Genomic DNA, 21,340 nt, shown 5'->3' on the forward strand with positions numbered 1-21,340 from the left:
TGCGGAGCGCACGTCGACGTTCCCATCCCTCAATTGAGGGGTCGGGCCGACAGCGGACCGGAGGAATACGCGCGGCCGTACCCCGGTTGCGTACGGCGGGAAGACCCTCGACGCCCGGGAGGCTGCCATGCGCCCGCACCCGCAGCCGCACTCCCACCCCCGCCCCGACTCCCACCTCCGTCCCCACCCGCAGTACAAGCCCCCGAGCGCCGCCCGCGCCGAGCTGCTCCGCAGCGCCGAGCGCGCCCCGCACCCCCTCGCCCTCTTCGTCGCGGCGTCCACCCGGCTGCGCCGCCTGCTCCCGTACGACGCGGCCGTGTGGCGGGCCACCGACCCCGAGACCGGGCTGATGACCGCGCCCGTCCACGTAGAGCGCGCCGACGCCGCCGGCTGCGCCGCGTACTGGCACATCGAGCTGTTCACGGAACGGATCAACCGCTACAGCGACCTCGCACAGCGCGCGGTCCCCGTCGCCGGCCTGCACCACACCACCGACGGTGCCCCCGAACACAGCGCCCTGTACCGCCACTTCCTACGGAGACGCGGACTGAGCGACGAACTGCGCGTCGTGCTCGCGCTCGGCGGCCGGCCCCAGGGCACCGTCAGCCTCTTCCGCGCCGAGGGGCGGCCGGCCTTCGACGCCGCGGACACCGCGTTCGCCGCCTCGCTCGTCACCCCGCTGGCGCGCCGCCTGCGCTCGTACGCCACGCAGCGCCCCGAAACGCCCCCCAATGCGTCCCCGGAAGCGCCCCGCGACGCCGCCCCGTCCGGCCCCGGGCTGCTGCTCTTCGACGGCGAAGGCGCCCTCGTCTCCGCCAACGACGCAGCCCACCACCATCTCGACGGCCTCCCCGACGGCCCGCGCGAACCCAGCACGTCGGCGCCCGGCCCGCGCGTCCCCGCGTGGCTGCGCGGACTCACCCTCAGGGCCCGCGCCGGCGATGCCCGCGCCGCCGATCCCGTACGCCTCCGGCTGCGCACCCGCGACGGCGCCTGGCTGGTGTGCCACGCCACCGCGCTGCGCCCGGCCGGCACCGCCGTCGTCCTGGAGCCGGCGACCCCCGCCGACGTGCTGCCGCTGCTCGCCGACGCCTTCGACCTGTCGGATCGGGAGCTGGAGGTCACCGCCCGGATCGCCCGCGGACTGCCCACCGCCCGCATCGCCGCCGAGCTGCTGCTGTCCCCGCACACCGTCCGCGACCACGTGAAGGCCGTGTTCGAGAAGACGGGGGTGTCCTCGCGGGGCGAACTCGTCAACCTGCTCTACCTGGACCGGATCCTCACCGGTCCGACAACAGGCCACTCGGCGGCCGGAGTTGGTTAGCATCCGGCCATGGATGCCTCCACCGTCGCCGTCCGCCTCGCGTCCAGCGCCCTGGCCCCGCTGATCAGGAAGCTGTTCGTACCGGGCCAGCCCGGAGCCGGCCTTGCGGACAAGCCGGTGCGGCTGGCCGCCCTGGTGTCCTTCCGCGGCGAGCAGCGCACCCTGGGGGAGCCCGGTCTGCGCAAGCTCGCCGCCGCGCTCGTCGAGCGCGCCGCCGATGCGTACGGCCCGCACGAAGCACCGTCCGCGCGCATCCGCGACGAGCTCACCGACGCCCTGACGACCGCCCTCCACAGCCTCGGCGACCTCGACATGGACGACGTGCAGGCCGTACGCCTCGGGCCGTACGCGTTCGCCGCGCGCCTGGCCCGCCCCGCCGACCTGTCGGCCGACGCCGCCGCGTACTTCGATCCGCTGCTGCACACCGCCTGCCTGCACGTCCTGGAATTCTTCACCACCCGCTCCACCTTCGTCGCCCGCACCCTCGTCGGGCAGTCGCGCGCCATCGAACGGCTCGTCGCCGCCACCGACCTGCTGCTGGAGCGCAACCCGTCCCCGCTCGCCGCCGACACCCGCTTCGAGCAGCGGTACGCGGAGCACGTACAGCGCAAGTACGGCGAGCTGACGATCTACGGGCTCGACCTCAACCACGCCCCAGAGTGGCCGTTGGACGCCGCGTACGTCTCCTTGGAGGTCACGGCGGACGGCGCAGTGGAAGCCCCCGTGGCGCTGCCGGCCGAACACGCCCTCGCCGGCCAGGGCCGCGTCCTGCTGCGCGGCGCCGCGGGCTCCGGCAAGACCACCCTCGTGCAGTGGCTCGCCGTCGTCACCGCCCGCCAGGACCTCGCCGAACTCGGCGGGCACCTGTCGCACCTGATCGGCCGCGTCCCGTTCGTGCTGCCCATGCGCCGCGTGCTGCGCGACGGCGAGCCGCCGACGCCGGACGAGTTCCTGCACGCCGTACGCTCCGCCATCGCCGGCTCCCAGCCCGACGGCTGGGTCGACCGCGTCCTACGCGCCGGCCGCGCGCTGCTCCTCGTCGACGGCGTCGACGAGATCCCGCAGCTCGAACGGGACGCCACCCGCCGCTGGCTGCGTGAGCTGATGGCGGAGTTCCCCGGCAACCTGTGGCTGGTCACCACCCGCCCGCTCTCCGTCGCCGACGACTGGCTGGCCGGCGAACGCTTCACGGGCCTCACCCTCGCCCCCATGCAGCGCACCGAGGTCGAACGCTTCGTCCGCCGCTGGCACGCGGCGGCCGGCGCGGGCGACGACCTCGCCGCCGCCCTCGTCGAAGCCGTCCACACCAACGACGACCTCGGCCGCCTCGCCGTCAACCCGCTGATGTGCGGCCTGCTGTGCGCCCTGCACCGCGAACGCCGCGGCTTCCTCCCCCACGGCCGGAAGGAGCTGTACGAGGCGGCGCTACGGATGCTGCTGGAGCGGCGGGACGTGGAGCGCGGCGTGGCGACGGACGGCGAACTCCACCTCTCCTCCGACACCAGCATCGCCCTCCTCCAGAAACTGGCCCACTGGCTGGTCCGCAACGGCCGCTCCGAGATGACCCGTGAGGACGCCCTCGTCCAACTCACCCGCGCACTCACGTACATGAACCACGTTCCCGAGCCCCCGCAACGCGTCCTGCGCCACCTGACCGAGCGCTCCGGCCTGCTACGGGAGCCAGCCGCGGGCCGCCTCGACTTCGTCCACCGCACCTTCCAGGACTACCTGGCGGCGAAGGCACTGGTGGAGGAGGGCGACTTCCCACTCCTGCTCGACCGCGCACACGACGACCTGTGGGAGGACGTCGTACGGATGGCGGTGGCACTGGGCCGGCCGGCGGAGCGGGCGCGGATCGTGAACGGCCTCCTGGACCGCAGCGTGCCGGCGGACAACGCCCTGCGCCGCATCCTCCTCGCCGCGTCCTGCCTGGACCAGGCCCTGGAGATCGACCCCACGGTGGTGGAGCGGACCCAGGGCCTGGTCGCGGACCTCATCCCGCCGTTGAGCGCCGAGATGGCGCGGAAGCTGGCCGAGGCTGGTGGTTCCCTGGTGGCCCGGCTGCTGCCGGGCCCGGTGGGGCTGACGGCGGAAGAGGCGCTGCACGTGGTGGAGACGGCCACGCACATCGGCACGGACGCGGCGCTCGCCGTGCTCGTCCGCTACCGCGACCACCCGTCCCTCGGGGTGCGTCGACAACTGACGTGGGCCTGGGACCGGTTCGACGCCGAGCAGTACGCCGAACAGGTCCTGGCCCACCTCGATCCGCGGCGCCTCTACTTCACCGCCCACTCTCCGGAGCACCTCAGGCTGCTCGCAGAGTGGGGCGGTCGGGAACGCGTCCAGGTCGCCTTCGAGTGCACGGTGGACGACCTGGTGCGGCATCTGGGCGCCGGGCCGTTGACGCGCCTGTGGTTGTGGACGGGCCACCCGGACGGAGAGGACGGGGCCTGGCTGACCGCGTTCCCGCAGCTCGACACCCTGGTTGTGCCCGCCCACAGCCGGCTGGCGAGGAGTTCCGTGCCCGACGCCATCAGCATGCAGTGGGTCAGTCCGAACGGAGAGCCGTTCGACCCGGCCCCCAACTCAACCCTCGTCGTGCTCGGGCGTCCTGCGAACCCGCGACTCCGTGACCGGCGCCGGCGTCGGTGACGGCACCGCAGCCGCGCCGCCCGCGAGCCCGTCGCCGCCGTCGTCCCCGTACGGCTCCCCGTCCGTGTTGATGCGCTCGATCAGCGCCTCCCGCTCCGGCGTGTTCTCCGGCTTCAGGAAGCCGATGACGACGTACAGCACCAGCGAGATCGCCAGCGGTATGGACACCTGGTACTGGAGCGCGACATCCGTCCGCTGCGAGCCGTCGAACTCGTAGTTGACGACGAAGAACGCGGCCAGGCCCGCCGCCCAGCTCGTGAGCGCCGCCGTCGGGCCCGAGCGGCGGAACGTGCGCAGCATGCCCAGCATGAACGGGATCGCGATCGGCCCCATCAGCCCGGCGACCCACTTGATGACGACGGTGATGATGTCCTTGAAGGTGGGGGAGTTCACCTGGGTGGCGATGGCCATGGACAGCGCGAGGAAGGCGATCGTCGACCAGCGCGCCGCGATCAGCCCCATCCGCTCGCTCCAGCTCCGCGCCTTCTTCGACAGGACGGGCGCGATGTCCCGGGTGAAGACGGCCGCGATGGCGTTGGCGTCGGAGGAGCACATGGCCATCGTGTGCGAGAAGAAGCCGACGATGACCAGGCCGAGGAGCCCGTGTGGCAGCAACTGCTCGGTCATCAGGGCGTAGCTGTCCGACGCGTCGGGCTTCTTCGCGTCGACCAGCAGCGGTGCGACCCACATGGGGAAGAAGAGGACCAGCGGCCAGACGAACCAGAGGATCGCGGAGAGCCGGGCGGAGCGGGTGGCTTCGCGGGCGTTCTTGGTGGCCATGTAGCGCTGGGCCTGGTTCCACATGCCGCCGTTGTATTCGAAGGTCTTGATGAAGAGGAACGCGAGGAGGAACGTGACGGTGTACGGGCCGGCGGTCGGCTCGGCGTGGCCGTCGAGCGCGGGTTCGTCCCACACGGTCCACAGGGTGGCGAAGCCGTCGAGTTCGTTCATGACGGCGAAGAGCATCGCGAGTCCGGCGAAGAGCTGGATGACGAACTGCCCGAGTTCGGTGAGGGCGTCGGCCCACAGTCCGCCGATGGTGCAGTACACGCCGGTGATGACACCGGTGATGAGGATGCCCTCGTTGAGCGAGATGCCGGTGAAGACGGAGAGCAGGGTCGCGATGGCGGCCCACTTCGCGCCCACGTCCACGATCTTCAGCAGCACCCCGGACCAGGCGAGCGCCTGTTGGGTCGGCAGGTTGTAGCGGTTCTTCAGGTACTCCAGCGGGGACGCGACGTGCAGCCGCGAGCGCAGTCTGTTGAGGCGGGGCGCGAAGAGCTTCGCGCCGATGAAGATGCCGATCGCGATGGGGAGCGACCAGGTGACGAAGGACGTGACGCCGTAGGTGTAGGCGATGCCGGCGTAGCCGGTGAACATCACCGCGCTGTAGCCGGACATGTGGTGCGAGATCCCCGAGAGCCACCAGGGCATCTTGCCGCCGGCGGTGAAGAAGTCGCTGACGTTGTCGACGCGTTTGTGGGACCAGAGTCCGATCGCGACCATCACGCCGAAGTACGCGATGAGCACGGTCCAGTCGAGACTGTTCATGTGCCCCCTCCAGGGGTCCGCCTTGTGAACGTCCGGGGCTCTTCGTCAGTACGTCCGATCAGCGGCGCCCCCGTGCGGGAGTGGGGACTTCGGGGATTGAACCCCCACTTCAGGGGGTCGGTCAAGGGTGCTCGCGATCACGTACATGAACGCAGATCAGCGAAGCGAACGATTTTGCTCGTTCTTGACCAACGGGGTCGTTGTGACGCCTCGTTGAGCGGACACACCATGAGCGGGCACTTCGTCAGAGCGTGAAAGGCCGCACGGGATGCGGGTCCCGTGCGGCGGATGAGAATTCAGTGCGTCAGCGCATCAGTTCGCCGGCGTTCACCAACAGGGACTGGCCGGTGATCGACCGGGCCCGGTCGGACGCCAGGAAGACCACCGCGTCCGCCACGTCCCCGTCCGTCGCGAGCGCGGGCAGCGCCATCCGGCGCGTGAGCCGGTCCAGGACCTCGGGCTCCGGCACGCCCTCGGACCGCGCGGCGTACTGCACGTACGCCTGCACTTGCGGTCCCCACATCCACCCCGGCACGACCGTGTTCACCCGGATCCGGTCCGGCCCGAGCTCGTGCGCGAGCGAGTACATCGTCGAGGTGAGCGCGCCCTTCGATGCCGCGTAGGCCGTCTGCCGCACCTGCGTGGGCGCGGCCACCGCGGACTGCGTCCCGACGAAGACGATCGCGCCGCCGCCGGCCTCCTTGAGCGCGGGCAGGCAGGCGCGGGTCATCCGCAGGGTGCCGAGCAGATTGACGTCGAACGCCCGTTGCCAGTCGGTGAAGTCGGCGTCCGCGTCGCCCAGCCCGCCGAAGAGGGTGTCGAGCGCGGCGACGTGCACGACGGCGTCGACCCCGCCGAACCGCTCGACGGCGAGTGCGACGAGGGCGTCGCACTGGGCCTGGTCCGTGATGTCCGTGCGCCGGTACGCGGTACGGGCCCCCGCCGGGTCGATCGCCTCGGCGGTCGCGACGAGGTTCGCCTCCGTACGCGCCCCGAGCACGGCCCGCCCCCCGTCCCGCACGACGGCCGCGGCGACCTGCTGCCCGAGCCCGGCGCCGACGCCGGACACGATCACGGTCTTCCCCTGCAACAGCATCGGACACCTCCGAGCGAGGGAGCTGAGCTGACGGCCCGTCAGGGTAGAGCGCCCCGCCCGCGGAAGGAAGCCACGCGCTTGCCCGGCTGCGGAGCCCGCCCCCGGGGCCGGGGCAGTGCCCTCGGGGGCGGGCGGCTCGTGGGACTTCAGGGGTAGTCGATCTCGAAGGAGCACCGGCCGGTGTGGCCGAGGGGGAGGAAGCAGGTGTCGTCCTTGCCGGGTTCGGCGCCGTTCGACGTGTTGCAGTCGGCGAGCATCACCAACTCTTCCGGCTCGCCCCCGTCGCGCCAACGGGCCCACAGGCTCCCCGGGTGGGGTATAGGTAACGGCCGCACGAGCGCGGCGTGTGCTCCGTCTGCGGAGTCTTCGGTGTGCTCGGAGTGCTCGGAGTACTCAGCGTGCTCGGCGAGTTCGCAGACGAGCACGGTGGCGACGTCCTCACTCCCGCCCGGCCCCCGCACTTCGAGCGCGTCCAACATCAACTCGGCCGGCAGGGCAACGACCGCGCCGCAGTTGCTGCGCCGCCGCGCCGCCCGCCGCGCCTTCACAGCCCCAGCCTGCTGTTGGCGTTCCGCTCGGCGAGAACGGGCGCGATCTGATCGGCGAGCGTGGCGGGCCGCGTGAGGTCGCGCGGGGCGTCCCACTCGATCCCGCCGCGGGGCGGGCGGAGCGCGTAGTAGTTGCGGTACGCCTCCATGACGACGCCGAGAGCTTTGGTCTCGGTGTCGTAGGCGAGCGCGCCGACCGGGAGTTCGTCGTTCGGGTCAGTCACGCCAACTCCTCTCTGTAGCCGTTTCGCTACCAAGTGGCATCAGCGTGGACTAGAGTCATGAGGTGTTCAACGTGGCGGACTCGTAACCAAACTTGATGGTGTCGCATGGTGAACCGAAAAGAGCTGAACCCGGACGCAAGCCCTCAGGCGGCCCTCGGAGCCCGCCTTCGCAGTACACGGGAGGCGCTTGGATGGAAACAGAAGGACTTCGCTGAGCGGGTCGGATACTCGCCCACACAGGTGTCGCATTTGGAAACTGGTCGGAAGATGCCGACTTTACGGTTTGTGCGTAGCACTGATGCCGCCTTCGGAACGGCCGACACGAGCGAGTCATTCGAGCGCGAGTGGCGCGAGATCAAGCACGGCGTGCTGCTGGAAGGCTTCCCCGAGTACCTGGCGCAGGAGGCCCGGGCGGCGGAGATCCGGCTGTTCGAGGTGGGTCTGGTTCCTGGACCGCTCCAGACGCGGGAGTACGCCACGGCACTGGCGGACAGCGCCGTACGGCGCGGTGACGTCACGGCCGAGAAGGCCGCGGAGCGAGTCGAGCTCTTGATGGAGCGCCAGGCCGCGCTGAAGCGGACGCCGCCGCCGTCGGTCTTCGCGGTGCTCGACGAGAGCTGTGTGCGTCGGCCCATCGGCGGCGATGCTGTGATGGACGGCCAGTTGCAGCGATTGATCGAGTTCGCGGAATTGCCGAACAACGCGCTTCATATCGCCCCGTACGCGATGGGCGAGAGCCGGCCGTTCGATCGAGCAGTCAATCTGTTGACCCTGTCCGACCGGTCGGTGATCTCCTACGTGGAGTCGCAGACGCAGGGGCAGTTGGACCGCGAACTGGTCTCAGTCCTGCCGTTGGTCAGGTCGTACTATCAATTGCAGACCGAGGCGTTCTCGCAGGCGGAATCCATCGCCATGATCGAACAGCTACGAAAGGGCACCCCGTGACCACCGCGTCCTCCCCTCTCCGTTGGGTCAAGTCCTCCTACAGCAACAACGGCGGCACCTGCGTCGAATGGGCCCCGGACCACGCCTCCACCACCGGCGTCGTCCCGGTCCGCGACAGCAAGCGCCCTGCGGGCCCGGTGCTGCTCGTCTCCGCCGACGCTTTCGCGGGCCTCGTCGCCCTCGCGCGTGCCGCCGACGCGTAGGACCACCCAACGCCAGCTCGCCACTGCGCCCCGTACGGAAGCAAGCCGTACGGGGCGCAGTTGTCGTTCCAGGTCAGGCCGGCCCGGTATCGACGCGTCGGGGTGCGCTCAGGGAACGCACGTGCAGGGCGATGGCGAGGTCCGCGAAGTCGATCGCGCGCTCTCGGGCGACCTCGTCCGGAGCGGTGTCGGCGAGGGCCTGGGTCCACCAGTGGTTGAGGACGCGTCGAAGGGGCCGCCCCCGTCGAGAGCCCCGAGCTCCTGATCGAGCTCGGTGTGGCGGCCCACCGCCACCGCCTCGCGTACGGCCGCAACGGTACGGGCGACGACCTCGCCGTCGAAGCCAGTGGCTTCCCGCGCATCGCTCACCGCGTCGGCCCACCCTTGTACAGCCATGTCCATGTGCTCCTCTCGCGACGGCCAGCTCGCTAGCGCCCGCCCGAGCATCGGGGCAGGAACTCCGGTGGGGCGCGCGAGAGGCGCCTGAGGCGTGCGCGTGAGAGAGCGCGCGGCGCTGTGTTCAGGCCACCGGGTTCTCCAGCAGCGTGATCCGGTTGCCGTCTGGGTCGTGCAGGGCGGCGAACCGCGTGCGGATGCCCCCGGTCTGTACCTGATCGGTGTACAGACCCCGCTGCTTGAGTTCCGCCAGGGCCGCATCCAGATCGGGCACCTCCAGATTGAGAAGCGCCGATCCAGCACGCTCGGCGTCCTCGAAGACGTGGAGCCAGCCGCTTGCAGTGAGATGCCAGTCGGCCAGGGACGGCATCGGCCGGACATCCGCCGGACGCCCGAGCAGCCGTTCATACCAGGGCATCGCCGTCTCCACGCTTCCCACGGGCGCAACCATCAGTACGCGCGCAATCTCCATCGGCCTCGCGTCCTCCCTCAGAAGTTTCATGTCGCTGTGGTGGACGGCTTGAGGCGGCGGAACTCATCGCACGTCGCCCAACAGGCGTCAAGGCGCGACTCCTCGCTCCAGGCCAGTTGCGGAGTGAAGCACTGAGCCCCGGAGTCGAGCATGATTGCGGCCCTTCCGTCAGGACGCTGGCGAAGGCGCCGGCGATGTCGGCGGAGTCCGGCAGCCACCTGCAGGAGCGAGGACGTGCACGGTGAGGCCAGCGGTCCCCGCTCGCGGCGTCAGGACGTCAGTACCGCGTTCGCCAGCGCGACCACGACACCGTCGCCGTTACAGGAACTGTCGTCGCTGATGTCGGCTTCTATGGCGAGTTTGACGACACCGGTGATGTCCACCGAGACGGTCTGGGGCTTGTTGATCTCCAGCATGATGCTCTTGCGGGTCCTCTCGTCCCCCATGATCAGTAGCTTCCCTTTGACGGCCACGGAGTTGTCGTCGAGCCCCGTCGTGAGGGTGAGCCTCTTGTAACGCTGGTTGATGCTGTACTCGGCGCCAGGCTGGCAGGGGTAGATGTCGACCATGGCGTTGGGGTACGTCTTGCCGCCCAGCGTCACGGATTGCTGGCTGAACTCATCGTCGGGAAAGCTCCCCAGCGGAGTGAGGTCGCTCAGGGCGACTTCTCCCGACGGCAGGGGAGGCACCGCGGGCGGTTGTGAGGGGCCGCCGTCGGCCGGTTCCTTGGGCGAGGATTCGATGGTGGCGGTGGCCGTGGTCGTGGCCGTGACGGTTTCCGTGACGGTCACGGACTTGGCGGTCGGCGAGTTCACCACGCTGGGCAGTCCGAAGAATCCGAGCAGCAGACCGACGACGGCCGTGATCGCCGAGACGAGCGCGGCGAACTCCCCGATGCCTCGCCGCCCCGGCGCGGGCTCGGGCGGCTCGGGCTCCGGGCCGGGGCCGGGGTCGGGGTCGGGCGTGGGTGCCGGCGGCGCGGGGGCGGGGTCAGGAGCAGGGGGCGAGGGTGGCCTTGGAGGTAACGGGGGTACCCCGTCGGCGGCCGGCGGTGTTGAACTCATAGCCCACTCCTCCCCGTGCGAACCGAAGTGCAATTAAAGCGATGCCGGCCCTGCGCGGCTAAGGGCTGTCCCGTAATCCCTGGTGGATCAGCGCGCGGCGTCAGATGCGGTGCATCGCAAGGCGGAGGGGTCACCGCATACTGGATGTATGTGGTGATTCCGACAACGCAGCGAGGCGCCGTAGCTGTCGTCGCGCGCCCGCCAGGGATTACGGGACAGCCCTTAGGGCCTGTCTGACAAATGATCACGCTGTGACCGGTGCCAGAAGCGCCCAGAGGTAGAGTGGCGCCACTTCAACTGCGCCATGGCCACCGGGGTCGTGGATACCGAAAAGCCGCTGTTGAGATGCGGGGGAACGTGTGGCGAGGCGACGAACAGAGTTGGTGGACCTGCCGGTTTCCTTCGACCGACCCCTGCGCCTGTTTGCCTACATCATTGGACATAGCCAGGTCCTGCTTCGTGGCGAGCAGGACATCGACGCCGGGCTGCCAACCACGGTGGAGATCCTCTTCAAGGATGTCGGCATGCTCTCGGTCCGCGATCACTACCGAGCACTGACGATACGGCTCGCCTCCCCGACGGAGGAGGAGCACCTTCGAGCCGCGGATGCTCGCCCGTGGTACGACTGGCGTGCGTTCATCCTGGAAACCGAGTCCGGCAGCAACGGCCATGTAGTGGCTGGCGCAATGTACTGGGCGGAGAGCTCCTCGCCCGCCGATTACAGCAGCTTCCTGATGCCCGAGTACGATCTGCCGCGGTTTCGACCGGACCGGCCCGTGCCGGCTGAGCCGACATCCATCTACACCACCATTCCACGCGGTTGAGGCGTGTCAGTCAATTGATCTTGTGGCAGGTCCAGGTCCGCGACGACGCGGTGGGCCGGGTGGAGTGGACCGTTGCCGTCGCCTCCACGGTCAACCGGGCTCACCAGCACGCGGCCGGCGCCCACAAAAAGGGGCAGGCGACGGGGACGAACTGGAGGATCCGGACAGCTCGCAGGCGCGCCAGGCCCTCGGCCGGTCCCGAGGTGGGCTGACCACCGAGGTCCACCTCGCCGTCGATGGCCGGGGCCTGGTGCTACTTCACCGCCGTCGGCGCCATGGGGTGACCCCCGGCCCCGCCCGCCCTGTGGTCGAGTCCCGTTCTCCCGCCGGCGAACGGGACTCGGCCGCACACCCTGGCGCGCTAGCTGACGGGCCGTCAGAGTGGGGAGTCGACGGAACAGAGGAGAGGGCGGTCGGATGAGTAGCGAGGACACGCACACCGAGAGGTACGCGGAGCTGGCGTCGGTCGGGCCCTACGGAGTACGGCCGGGGCATGCGCTCATCACCATGGTGGAGCCGAAGCCAGGGCACGAATACGCCTACAACCGGTGGTACGAGGACGACCACTACTACGCCGGTGCCATGGCGATGCCCTGGATCTACGCTGGACGGCGCTGGGTGGCCACCCGTGAACTGCAACTGCTGCGGTACCCGAACGCCTCCGCCGTCGCCCAGCCGGTGACGAACGGGTGCTATCTCTCCGTCTACTGGATAACCGAGGGGCGCTACGCCGAGCACATGAAGTGGACCGTCGGCATCAACAAGCGGCTGAACCGCGACGGGCGCGTGTACCACGACCGGGAGCACGTCTTCACCGCCTTCCAGGACCACGGCGCGACCGTGTACCGCGACGGGGCCGCCGGGCCGCGGGACCAGCACGCGCTGGACCACCCGTACGCCGGGCTCGTCCTCGAAGTCGTCGACGCGCAGGGCCCGGAGCAGCGGGCCGAACTGCTGGAGTGGCTACGCACCCGGTACCTGCCGAAGCGGCTCGCCGGATCGGACGCGGCGATGGTGACCGTCTTCCGGCCCACGCCGCTGCCGGGCGACCGGATGACCTACGTCAAGCAGGTCGAAGGCGTGGACACCCGGCTGACGCTGCTGTGGTTCCTGGAGGAGGACCCGCGGGCGCACTGGCAGGAGCGGTACGCCGACCTGGACCGGGCGGTCGAGGAGTCCGGGCTCGGGCGGGTCGAGCTGGTGGCGCCGTTCGTACCCACGGTCCCGGGGACGGACCGGTACGTCGACGAACTGCGCTGAAGCGGACGTGGTGTGCGCCGAAGCACGGCACGGTGCGCGCTGAAGCGCGGCACCGTCCGCACTGGAGCGCGGACACGGCCGAGCCCTCTCGGCCAGGACGGCGGACCAGTCGAGAGGGCTCTGTTCAGCGCGCAGGGGGGCGTCAGCCCGTGCCGAAACCGCCGCGGCCGGTCTCGGTCACGAACGCGTTCCACGCGTCGGACGCGAAAGTGATGCGCTCGCCCGCGGGGACTTTCGAGTCACGGACGGAAACCTCCGCCACAACGGGGGACTTGACTTCGACGCACGCGCCGTTCCCTCCGGAGTAAGAGGACTTCGTCCAGGTGTCCGTGGCGCCCTGAATGATTGCCATGTTCGCTCCGTTTCGGCAGTACTCGCAGTGGGGGATTTTGCACCGGCATTGCATTGATGTGCTTTGTTGGTGCTTTGTTGGTACGTCATTGACGCTACTCGCCGCTGCCGGTGCGTGTGGTAGGTAATCACCCGGTCGGGTGATCTATGCCGTCGCCCTCTTCCTCCCACTGCTGACCAGGGTGTACCTTGCGCGGTTTCACGCCGGGCCCGTTCCGCTTCAGGGCCCTTCCGCGTACTGCTTCGCGATTCCCTCGATGAAGGACTTCGTCTGCTCCACATTCAGCGCCTGCGCCCGGAGGTGCTCGTACATCATCGTGTACTTGTGCACGTCGTGCGCCTTCTCCAGATACAGGTCGCTGGTGACGCCCTCGATGTAGACGACGCTGGAGTCCGAGGCGTCGGGGAATTCCAGGATGGCGTACTGGCCGTTGATCCCCGGGTGCGCACCCATCTCGAACGGCAGCACCTGCACGGTCACGTGCGGCAGCTGGGCCACCTCGACCAGGTACTCCAACTGCTCCCGCATCAGGCGCGGGCTGCCGATCACCCGGCGCAGCGCCGCCTCGTCGATCACCGCCCACAGCCGCAGCGGCTGCTCGGAGTCCTTCACCCGGCCCTGCCGGCGCATCCGGACCGTCACGCGCTTCTCGATCTCGGCGGGGCTGCTCTCCGGCAGGGCGCCCGCGATCACCGCCTCCGCGTACCCCTGGGTCTGCAGCAGGCCGGGCACCACCTGCGGTTCGTACACCCGCAGGTTCGCCGCGTCGGTCTCCAGGCCGATGTAGACGCTGTACGGGATGTCGCCGAAGGCGTGCCACCAGCCCTGCTGGCGGGAGTCCTTGGCCATCTGCATCAGCGAGTCGACGACCCGCTGGTCCTCGACCTCGTACACCCCGCACAGATCGCGCACGTCGCGCTGGCTGATGGAGCGCCGGCCGTTCTCCAGTCGGCTGATCTTCGACTGGGAGACCAGGAGGCGGTCGGCGACCTCCTCGGCCGTCATGCCCTTGACCTCCCGGAGCCGGCGCAGCTCCTGACCCAATCGGCGTCGCCTGACGGTGGGGTTGACACTGGACGCCACGGAAACTGCACCTCCGACAGAAGTAGCTGAGCGTATCTACTGCTCAGCAGACTGCCACCAAACGTCTTGGGCGCGCTGCGAAACGACTCACTGCGAAACGACTCGCACTGATCTCTCGTCCCTCGCGCTGGTGTTCCCGGCGGTGCACGCACACGGATGCGCGGGGCAGCGCTCAGGCTGCCCCGCGCATCGCTGTGCGGCTCCCGATCCGGGTCGGTGGGGGGTCGACTCGGACTGCTCGGGCGGTTCTTCGGTGCTCATTCGCCCCGGTCCTGCGTGGCCCCGGGGTCGTCGGACGGCGAAGTCGTGAGGTTCTGGGGACCTCTTGGGCGGGTCTCGTCGGACGGACGTCGGACGGACGTCAGACGGCTCGGTGGAACGGTGGGTCGGTTGATCGGCGGCTCGTCGGGGTCGTTCGGGTCGTTCGGTTCGGTCGTGCGGATGCGTCGTGGTCGTGGTCGGGCGTCGCGGCGTGTCAGTGCGCGGCGACGCGGGCCATGCCCGAACGGCGCTGCTGCATCGAGACGCCGGCGCCCTGCCGACCGGCGCCGGCGGCGCCCGGGCTGCGGCGCGGCTGGGCCGCCACGCCGTTCTGGACGTCCATCACGGCGTGCGCCACGAGTCCGCCCATGGGGTCGTGCCGGATCAGATCGCGAAGTCTGGACCGTGAGGAACGGCCTTCGTTGCCCGGGTAGAGGTGCTTGCCGAGGCCGACCGCGTGGGCCAGCGCGGCGAGCGCCGCGGTCCGCGGGTCCGGCGGTACACCGGTGCGGATCGCACTGTCCAGCCGGGCCCTGATGTCCCGACTGATCGCCGTGTCCGTCGCCTGGTAGCGAGTCGTCGGCAGTACGCCGCACATCTGGCCGGCCACGGCGTGAACCATGCCGCACCGCTCCAGATGCGCGAGATAGATCTGACGCAGCCCCAGTCGGGGCCCGCCGATCCAGTGGACCGCCCGAACCGGGCTGCCGCGTCTGCGCAGCAGCTCCAGTGCGGAGTCCAGGGTTGGATCTCCTGTCGGCCGTGGCATCACCACGGCGATACGATCCCCGTCTGGGGCTATCCGCCCGGCCAGAGCCAGCTCCACTAGCTGAGCTCCGGCAAGGCCGAGATCGAGCGACTGCGGCTGAGCTGTGGTACCCGTGGTCGGGTCCAGAGCTAGCAGCAGCAGCTCCTCCGGAAGTGTTCTGCGGCTCCTGCCCATCCATGCCTCCCCGCGTGGATGAATGACAGGGTGACGCCTCTCACATTGGTCTGTCGAGAGTGCCTGGGTGCTTTGTATGGGAACCGTTAGGTATGTCGTTCTCGTCTAGGCACGGGGGGCGCGTTCTCACACAGGACACTGGGAGATGGTTCGGACAACACGGGCCCCGTTCGAACGTGCGTCGCCACCCCCGTAATCGGACGCGGGACAGTCGCGTGCGGTTCTAGAGGTTCACGGTTCAAGATCATGGTTCATGGTTCATCGAGGAGGCACGGTGGCGGGCGAGTCCCCCGAGAAGTCGGAGCAGCGGAAGTCGTCGGGGGAGACGGCTCCGGGCGAGCGTGACCCCCGGCTCGCGCTGGCCGACCGCTCCGATCAGGCGACGGCCGTCTTCACCCTTCCGCCCGACCCGGACGCATCCGACTCTTCGGAAGGGCCGGAAGGGCCGGAAGAGTCCGTGAAGTCGTCGAATTCGTCGAAGACGGAGACGGAGGCGGCGAAGGCGGAGGAAGCGGCAGACGAGTCGGACGAGTCGGAGAAGGGCGGCGAGCCGGCTGCGGTCGACGCGGCCGACGGCGCCGACGCCGAGGCCGAGTCCACGACCGACTCCAAGCCCGAGGCCGAGGTCGGCGATGACGGCGATGGCGGCGATGACGGCGATGACGGCGATGACGGCGATGACGGCGATGACGACGCAGCCGACGGCGCCGGCGTCGACACCGCCACAGCCGTGTACCGGCGCACTCCCGTCGCCGCGGCGGACGACCCGACCACCGAGACGACCGCGGTCATCCCCGAGCCGCCCCTGAACGCCGCTCAGAAGCGCCAGGAGGCCGCCGAGGTCCCCGCCCCCGGTTCTGCACCGGAAGCGGCGCCGGAGCGCCGTACAGCCGCCTCTGACCCCCTTCCCGACGCAGGGTCGAAGGGTGAAGCGGAATCGGAAGCGGAATCCACGGCATCCACGGCATCCGCGGACGACGAGCCGGCGGCGCAGTCCGGCCCGATCGACACCGCGACCAAGGTCATCCGCAAGGAGACCGCGGATGCCGCCCGCGGCACGGACACCCCCACCACCACCCTCCGCAAGGACGGCCCGTCCTGGGCGAAGGGCAAGGCCGCCGCGGCGAAGGGCGCCGGCGCCGGCGTCGACGCGGACGGTGGCACGGACGTCGACGTTGCCGACGATGCAGATGCGAAGGGCAAGTCCGCCTCCGCTGGCAACGGTGACGACGACGGCAACGGTCCGATGGATCAGGCCACGGCCGTGTTCGCCGCCCCGCGCAAAGCGCCGGTCGACAGTCCCACCACCGCGCTCAAGCTGCCGCCCGCGCCCCGCCCGGAGCCCGACGCGAAGACGGGCGCCGCCAAGGACGCCGCCAAGGGCGCGAAGAAGAACGCTGACGAGGACGCGAAGGGCGCCAAGGGCGGGGGCGAGGGCGAGGGCGCCGACGACTCCGCCCGGGACGGCGCCACCCGTACGATCCCCCGGCCGGACGAGAAGCCCGAGGCCAAGCCGGGTAAGAAGGCCAGCACCTTCGTCCCGCTGCGCGGCACCGACGAGCCCAAGTCGGCTCCCAGGTCGACCCCCGACACCCCGGCCGCCGCAGCCTCCGCCTCCGTCGACGCCCCGGCCTCCGCGGCGTCCGCGACCGCCGCCGCCGACCTCCCCGAGGCCGAGCGGACCACCCAGCAGCCGATGCCGCCGCGTCCGCCGCTGGACCTGCTCGCCGAACTCACCAACACCCCCGACACCCCGGCCCGCGCCGCCCTGCGACGCGTCAAGATCTGGACCCCGCTGGTCCTGCTCCTCATGATTGTCTTTGCGGTCGCACAGATATTGCGCCCGCTGCCCGAAGCGAAGCTCGAACTCTCGGGCAAGCCGACCTTCACCATCCCCGGCAGCAAGCTCGCGCTGCCCTTCCCGACCGACGACGGTCAGGGCGCGGTCGCCGTCGAGGGCGTGGGCGTCATCGGCACGTACGGTCCGCAGAAGCCGGCGCCGACCGCGAGCGTCGCCAAGGTGATGACCGCCTACGTCATCCTGCGCGACCGCCCGCTGAAGGAGGGCGAGGACGGCCCGAAGATCACGGTGGACAAGCAGGCCGAGGAGGAGTCCAAGCGGGTCGAGACCGAGTCCGTGGCGAAGATGAAGGAGGGGCAGCAGTTCACGCAGAAGCAGATGATCCAGATGATGATGATCCCCTCCGGGAACAACGCCGCCCGGCTCCTCGCCCGCTGGGACGCCGGCTCCGAGGAGGCGTTCCTCAAGAAGATGAACGACGCCGCCAAGAGCCTCGGCATGACCAACACCAACTACACCGACCCCAGCGGCTTCAAGAAGACCAACACCTCCACCCCGCTGGACCAGCTCAAGCTGGCCGAGGCCGCCATGAACAACAAGGTGTTGGTGTCGATCACCGACACCACGAACATCACGATCCCGGGCAGCGACCGCTACCGCAACGGCAATGACAAGGCGCTGCTCAAGAACGGCGTGGACGGCATCAAGACCGGCTCCTCCACCCCCGCCGGCGGCAATCTGCTCTGGTCCTTCCTCACCGAGATCGACGGCAAGCTGCACCGCGTCAACGGCATCACGATGAACGTGCAGGGCGAGGACGCGCTCTACAAGAAGACCGCGAAGGCGATCGACAAGAGCATCGAGGTGATCACGGCGGCCCGCGCCGGTGTCGACTCGACCACGGTCGTCAAGAAGGGCCAGGTCGTCGGCTACCTCGACAACGGCTTCGGCACCCGCACCCCCGTCGTGGCCACGCAGGAACTGAAGGCCGTCGGCTGGGCCGGACTCACCATCGACCTCGCGCTGACCGCCCCCGCGAACGGCGAGCTGCCGAACAACGGCGCGGCCGGCGAGGTCGTCGGCGAGGTCTCCATCGGCAAGGGCCCGGGCAAGACGTCCGCCCCGGTCGCGCTCCAGCAGGACCTGCCGGAGCCCGGCTTCGGCGACAAGCTGACCCGCATGAGCTAACGCTCCCGAGCTGACCTGCCTGAGCCGACGCTCCTGAGCCGATGCTCCTGAGCTGACGCGAGCCAGCGCGTACGAGGAAGCCCCGGGGTGCCCGGGGCTTCCTCGTGTTAGCGTCCGGAAAGCTCGGAAGGGCTCGGGACGGGCAACTCTCCCCAGGTGGCACGGCGTCTTAGTGACACGGGGACGGTCCACCGAAGACCCGACGGACGCACCCGTACGGGACACCCGCGCGGGACGCCCGTAAGGGACACCGCAAATAATGGACACCCGCAAACGGACGAGACTGGGGGAAGAGCCGCAGTGACCACCGCAAAGCCGGCCAGCACGGACGGTGGCGGCCCCCGCTCGGGGCCGCGAATACGGCAGTCGTCACAGGGCTCGACCGAAACAGCGGGCTCGACCAGAGCAGGCGGTTCGGGCTCGGGCGCCGACTCGTCCGGTCCCAAGGGTCCCGCCGGTCCCGCCGGGTCAGCGGGGCGCTCGGGGCGCACGCCCGGCGTGCTGGCCGACGTGTGGGACCGGCTGTGCCGCCGCCCGGTCCTCGTCACCACGGCCGTCGCGGCGATCGGCCACCTGCTGTGGTTCTTCTTCTTCGCCAACACCGGCGGCGACATCGCGGCCCAGGACGCCTGGGCCGAGTTCGCCGGCCGGCACCCCGACTCCGCGTACAACCTCGCCTGGTACGGCGGGATGCACCCGGTGTCGTACAGCGTCGTCTCGCCGTACCTGATGTCCATGATCGGCGTACGGCCCACGATGATGGTCGCCGGCACGATCTCCGCCGCCCTGACCGCGCTGATCCTGGTACGGCTGCGGGCGGTGCGCAATCCGCTGCCGTGCGCCCTCGCCGGCGCCTTCGCCTTCCTCTGCAACGCGATGTCGGGCCGGGTCACCTTCGGCCTCGGCATGATGTTCGCGATCGGCGCCGTGGCCGCGGTCTTCTGCTGGCCGCACCGCTGGCGAACCAAGCGCTGGGCGAAGGCGGCCGTCGCCGTGCCGCTCGCGGGCCTGGCCACCGCGTGCAGCCCGGTCGCCGGCCTCTACCTGGGCGTCGTCGCGGCGGCGCTGTTCCTGAACAAGCGGCGCCCGGGGGCGTACGCGCTCGGGCTCGCGCCCGTCGTCGTGGTCGGCGTGTCCAACTGGCTGTTCCCCTTCTCCGGCACGCAGCCGATGTCGCTGGGCTCCACCTCGCTGCCCTTCGCGTTCGGAGTGCTGGTCTTCCTCCTCGTCCCGAAGGAGTGGCGCACGGTCCGCACCGCCGCGGCCGTCTACGCCGTCGGCACCCTGCTGACCTGGGTCATCGACTCGCAGATCGGGTCGAACGTGTCCCGGATGGCGATGCTGTTCGCCGGGGTGACGCTGCTGGCCGCCCTGCCGTACGCGGTGCCGCGCTCCCGCAGGTGGTACGCCCTGGTGGTGGCCTTCGCCGGGCTGAACTTCTGGATCGGCTTCAAGGCCGTCGACGACGTGGTCCGCACCGCGCCGACGGCCTCCTGGAACTTCGAAGTGGCCCCGCTGATCGACAAGCTCGAAGACCTGGACGCCCGGCGCGGCCGGGTCGAGGTGGTGCCCGCCAGCAGCCACCGGGAGGCGTCCGCGCTCGCGCCGTACGTCAACCTGGCCCGCGGCTGGAACCGCCAGGCCGACATGAAGCGGAACCCGATCTTCTACGACGAGGACAAGACGCTGACCGCGGCGGACTACCGGGCCTGGCTGGACCGGTGGGCGGTCCGCTACGTCGTCCTGCCCAAGGGCAAGCCGGACACCGGCGCCGAGCAGGAGGCGAAGCTCGTCGAGGGCGGGCTGCCGTATCTGAACCGGGTCTGGCGCGATGCGAACTGGCAGGTCTTCGAGGTCAAGGACCCGGTGCCGATGGCGGACTCCTCCGCGACGGTGGAGACCGCGGACGCGAGCGAGCTGCGGATCCAGGTGACGGACCCGGGCCGGGTGCTGATCCGGGTGCCGTACTCGCCGTGGCTGAGCATCGTGGACGAGAACGGGAAGCGGGTGAAGGGGCCGGAGGAGACGGAGGAGTCGAAGCGACGGGACGACGGGGAGCCGAAGTCGTACGTGAACCTCAACGGCTGCCTGATCAAGGCGGAGAAGGACGCGGAGGGGGACGAGTGGACGGAGCTGCTGGCTCCGCACGCGGGCACGTACCGGATCGCGGGCCCGTACGACGTCCCGCGGGGCACGCCGTGCCCGGACGAACTCCGCTAGCCCCGCTGCGCGTCTGCTGGGCGTGAGACCTGGCCACGGCTTCCCTGCGGGATGCGTTGGTCTCTGCGGGCCGTATGTGGCTGGTCGCGCCCCTGGACGGCCTCGCCGTTTCCCTGCGGAGGCGTTGGTCTCTGCGGCCCGTCCGTGGTTGTTCGCGCAGTTCCCCGCGCCCCTGATTTGCTGCTCCCGTCATTTGCCTGCGGGCTGGAGGCGGAGGTTTTTAGGGGCGCGGGGAACTGCGCGACAAGCCCACCACCGGCCAGTGGAGACCAACGCGTCCCGCAGGGAAATGGCGGGTTGGTCAGGGGGTGAGGTCGGTGACCTTGGGGGCGATGGGGGCGAAGAGGTCGCCGATCGTGGTCAGTGCCGCCGTGTGGAGGACCGCGGCGGGGACGACCGTGCCGTCCGGCGCGGCCAGCGCCCGCGTCGCCGTCGCCTCCGCGACGACCGTCGGGCGGTAGCCGCGGTTGAACGCGCCCTGCGCGGTGGAGGCGACGCACATGTGCGTCATCAGGCCGGCCAGCACCAGGTCCGGGCCCGAGCCCAGACCGCGGAGGACCTGTTCGAGGTCGGTTCCCTGGAAGGAGTCGGGGAGCTTCTTGACGATCACGGGCTCCCCGTCGACCGGGGCGACCTCGGGGCTGATCGCGCCGATCTCGGCGCGGATGTCGTACGGGGTGCCCTCGCCGCCGTCGTTGACGACGTGCACCACGGGCCTGCCGAGGGCGCGCGCCGCGGCCAACAGCCGGGCGCCCGCGGCGAGCGCTTCGTCCACGCCCTCCAGGGCCATGACGCCGGTGCGGTACGTGTTCTGGAAGTCGATCAGGACGAGGGTGGCTTCGGCGAGCGCGGGCAGCCGGTCGTCGAGCCCGACGACGTCGCGGAGCGTGGTGGACGCGGTGGAAGCGGACATGGTGAACCTCCAGAGGGAAG

18 protein-coding genes and 1 pseudogene are annotated in these 21,340 nt (G+C 70.2%); 9 read left to right on the forward strand and 10 right to left on the reverse strand.

From position 1 onward, the window contains the following. Positions 1-127 precede the first annotated feature (127 nt). Both ABZ842_RS33265 and ABZ842_RS33270 read left to right on the forward strand, forming a co-directional pair. A complete protein-coding gene (locus ABZ842_RS33265) occupies positions 128-1,324 on the forward strand; it encodes a helix-turn-helix transcriptional regulator (RefSeq protein WP_361545480.1) in 1,197 nt (398 codons plus the stop codon). A 9-nt stretch (positions 1,325-1,333) separates the two neighbouring features. Then, positions 1,334-3,976, forward strand: coding sequence for an NACHT domain-containing protein (locus ABZ842_RS33270; protein WP_361545484.1), 2,643 nt, complete (start codon positions 1,334-1,336; stop codon positions 3,974-3,976). Here the strand turns inward: ABZ842_RS33270 and ABZ842_RS33275 are convergent. From ABZ842_RS33275 to ABZ842_RS33290, 4 genes are all read right to left on the reverse strand, one after another. Continuing rightward, the gene (locus tag ABZ842_RS33275) at positions 3,911-5,527 is read right to left on the reverse strand and encodes a sodium:solute symporter family protein (protein WP_361545487.1); all 1,617 of its coding nucleotides are present in this window, start codon (positions 5,525-5,527) and stop codon (positions 3,911-3,913) included. The genes ABZ842_RS33270 and ABZ842_RS33275 overlap by 66 nt on opposite strands. Before the next feature lie 304 nt (positions 5,528-5,831). Further along, positions 5,832-6,623 (reverse strand): SDR family oxidoreductase, encoded by a 792-nt coding sequence (locus ABZ842_RS33280; protein WP_361545490.1) that lies wholly within the window; start codon positions 6,621-6,623, stop codon positions 5,832-5,834. 146 nt (positions 6,624-6,769) lie between these two features. After that, on the reverse strand, positions 6,770-7,171 hold the full coding sequence (locus ABZ842_RS33285; RefSeq protein WP_361545493.1) for a hypothetical protein: 402 nt from the start codon (positions 7,169-7,171) through the stop codon (positions 6,770-6,772). Continuing rightward, entirely contained in the window at positions 7,168-7,395 is a 228-nt protein-coding gene (locus ABZ842_RS33290; RefSeq protein ID WP_361545495.1) for a hypothetical protein, read from the reverse strand. The genes ABZ842_RS33285 and ABZ842_RS33290 overlap by 4 nt, the downstream gene beginning before the upstream one ends. Positions 7,396-7,500: 105 nt before the next feature. Here ABZ842_RS33290 and ABZ842_RS33295 point away from each other — a divergent pair, with 105 nt between their 5' ends. Beyond that, on the forward strand, positions 7,501-8,340 hold the full coding sequence (locus ABZ842_RS33295) for a helix-turn-helix transcriptional regulator (RefSeq protein WP_361545498.1): 840 nt from the start codon (positions 7,501-7,503) through the stop codon (positions 8,338-8,340). Beyond that, positions 8,337-8,543 (forward strand): DUF397 domain-containing protein, encoded by a 207-nt coding sequence (locus tag ABZ842_RS33300; protein ID WP_361545501.1) that lies wholly within the window; start codon positions 8,337-8,339, stop codon positions 8,541-8,543. The genes ABZ842_RS33295 and ABZ842_RS33300 overlap by 4 nt, the downstream gene beginning before the upstream one ends. Before the next feature lie 520 nt (positions 8,544-9,063). Here ABZ842_RS33300 and ABZ842_RS33305 read toward each other — a convergent pair. Then, positions 9,064-9,411: a VOC family protein gene (locus ABZ842_RS33305; protein WP_361545503.1), complete on the reverse strand. Its 348-nt coding sequence runs from the start codon at positions 9,409-9,411 to the stop codon at positions 9,064-9,066. 269 nt (positions 9,412-9,680) lie between these two features. Then, complete coding sequence (locus ABZ842_RS33310; RefSeq protein WP_361545506.1) at positions 9,681-10,475, reverse strand: NPCBM/NEW2 domain-containing protein; 795 nt, start codon at positions 10,473-10,475, stop codon at positions 9,681-9,683. A gap of 383 nt (positions 10,476-10,858) precedes the next feature. Here ABZ842_RS33310 and ABZ842_RS33315 point away from each other — a divergent pair, with 383 nt between their 5' ends. The 3 genes and pseudogenes from ABZ842_RS33315 (at position 10,859) to ABZ842_RS33325 (ending at position 12,559) form a co-directional block, all read left to right on the forward strand. After that, positions 10,859-11,299 carry a hypothetical protein gene (locus ABZ842_RS33315; protein WP_361545509.1) on the forward strand — a complete coding sequence of 147 codons (441 nt, stop codon included), beginning with the start codon at positions 10,859-10,861 and terminating at the stop codon, positions 11,297-11,299. A 17-nt stretch (positions 11,300-11,316) separates the two neighbouring features. Further along, positions 11,317-11,555 (forward strand): annotated as a pseudogene (locus tag ABZ842_RS33320) (IS5/IS1182 family transposase); the annotation flags it as partial. Positions 11,556-11,716: 161 nt separating this feature from the next. Continuing rightward, positions 11,717-12,559: a hypothetical protein gene (locus tag ABZ842_RS33325; RefSeq protein ID WP_361545512.1), complete on the forward strand. Its 843-nt coding sequence runs from the start codon at positions 11,717-11,719 to the stop codon at positions 12,557-12,559. A gap of 142 nt (positions 12,560-12,701) precedes the next feature. Here the strand turns inward: ABZ842_RS33325 and ABZ842_RS33330 are convergent, their stop codons facing one another. The 3 genes from ABZ842_RS33330 to ABZ842_RS33340 all read right to left on the reverse strand — a co-directional run bounded on the left by ABZ842_RS33330 (position 12,702) and on the right by ABZ842_RS33340 (position 15,198). Then, on the reverse strand, positions 12,702-12,911 hold the full coding sequence (locus tag ABZ842_RS33330) for a DUF397 domain-containing protein (protein ID WP_361545515.1): 210 nt from the start codon (positions 12,909-12,911) through the stop codon (positions 12,702-12,704). A 219-nt stretch (positions 12,912-13,130) separates the two neighbouring features. Continuing rightward, the gene (locus ABZ842_RS33335; protein ID WP_361545518.1) at positions 13,131-13,994 is read right to left on the reverse strand and encodes a helix-turn-helix transcriptional regulator; all 864 of its coding nucleotides are present in this window, start codon (positions 13,992-13,994) and stop codon (positions 13,131-13,133) included. Positions 13,995-14,469: 475 nt separating this feature from the next. Further along, the gene (locus ABZ842_RS33340) at positions 14,470-15,198 is read right to left on the reverse strand and encodes a GPP34 family phosphoprotein (protein WP_361545520.1); all 729 of its coding nucleotides are present in this window, start codon (positions 15,196-15,198) and stop codon (positions 14,470-14,472) included. Positions 15,199-15,451: 253 nt separating this feature from the next. Here ABZ842_RS33340 and ABZ842_RS33345 point away from each other — a divergent pair, with 253 nt between their 5' ends. Continuing rightward, on the forward strand, positions 15,452-18,187 hold the full coding sequence (locus tag ABZ842_RS33345) for a serine hydrolase (protein WP_361545523.1): 2,736 nt from the start codon (positions 15,452-15,454) through the stop codon (positions 18,185-18,187). A 498-nt stretch (positions 18,188-18,685) separates the two neighbouring features. After that, positions 18,686-20,407, forward strand: coding sequence for an MFS transporter (locus ABZ842_RS33350; protein ID WP_361545526.1), 1,722 nt, complete (start codon positions 18,686-18,688; stop codon positions 20,405-20,407). A gap of 301 nt (positions 20,408-20,708) precedes the next feature. On the opposite strand, the gene ABZ842_RS33355 is transcribed toward ABZ842_RS33350, so the two are convergent. Next, positions 20,709-21,320, reverse strand: a complete 612-nt coding sequence (locus ABZ842_RS33355) for an isochorismatase family protein (protein ID WP_361545529.1) — start codon at positions 21,318-21,320, stop codon at positions 20,709-20,711. Positions 21,321-21,340 lie beyond the last annotated feature (20 nt).

Source organism: Streptomyces sp. NPDC047315 (genome assembly GCF_040643215.1).
Classification (GTDB): domain Bacteria; phylum Actinomycetota; class Actinomycetes; order Streptomycetales; family Streptomycetaceae; genus Streptomyces.

What these genes read in the sequence shown, in the direction of transcription:
- ABZ842_RS33265 (WP_361545480.1), top strand. Translation starts at nt 128, where the DNA reads ATGCGCCCGCACCCGCAGCCGCACTCCCACCCCCGCCCCGACTCCCAC.
- ABZ842_RS33270 (WP_361545484.1), top strand. Translation starts at nt 1,334, where the DNA reads ATGGATGCCTCCACCGTCGCCGTCCGCCTCGCGTCCAGCGCCCTGGCC.
- ABZ842_RS33275 (WP_361545487.1), bottom strand. Translation starts at nt 5,527, where the DNA reads ATGAACAGTCTCGACTGGACCGTGCTCATCGCGTACTTCGGCGTGATG.
- ABZ842_RS33280 (WP_361545490.1), bottom strand. Translation starts at nt 6,623, where the DNA reads ATGCTGTTGCAGGGGAAGACCGTGATCGTGTCCGGCGTCGGCGCCGGG.
- ABZ842_RS33295 (WP_361545498.1), top strand. Translation starts at nt 7,501, where the DNA reads ATGGTGAACCGAAAAGAGCTGAACCCGGACGCAAGCCCTCAGGCGGCC.
- ABZ842_RS33305 (WP_361545503.1), bottom strand. Translation starts at nt 9,411, where the DNA reads ATGGAGATTGCGCGCGTACTGATGGTTGCGCCCGTGGGAAGCGTGGAG.
- ABZ842_RS33310 (WP_361545506.1), bottom strand. Translation starts at nt 10,475, where the DNA reads ATGAGTTCAACACCGCCGGCCGCCGACGGGGTACCCCCGTTACCTCCA.
- ABZ842_RS33325 (WP_361545512.1), top strand. Translation starts at nt 11,717, where the DNA reads ATGAGTAGCGAGGACACGCACACCGAGAGGTACGCGGAGCTGGCGTCG.
- ABZ842_RS33330 (WP_361545515.1), bottom strand. Translation starts at nt 12,911, where the DNA reads ATGGCAATCATTCAGGGCGCCACGGACACCTGGACGAAGTCCTCTTAC.
- ABZ842_RS33340 (WP_361545520.1), bottom strand. Translation starts at nt 15,198, where the DNA reads ATGGGCAGGAGCCGCAGAACACTTCCGGAGGAGCTGCTGCTGCTAGCT.
- ABZ842_RS33345 (WP_361545523.1), top strand. Translation starts at nt 15,452, where the DNA reads ATGGTTCATCGAGGAGGCACGGTGGCGGGCGAGTCCCCCGAGAAGTCG.
- ABZ842_RS33355 (WP_361545529.1), bottom strand. Translation starts at nt 21,320, where the DNA reads ATGTCCGCTTCCACCGCGTCCACCACGCTCCGCGACGTCGTCGGGCTC.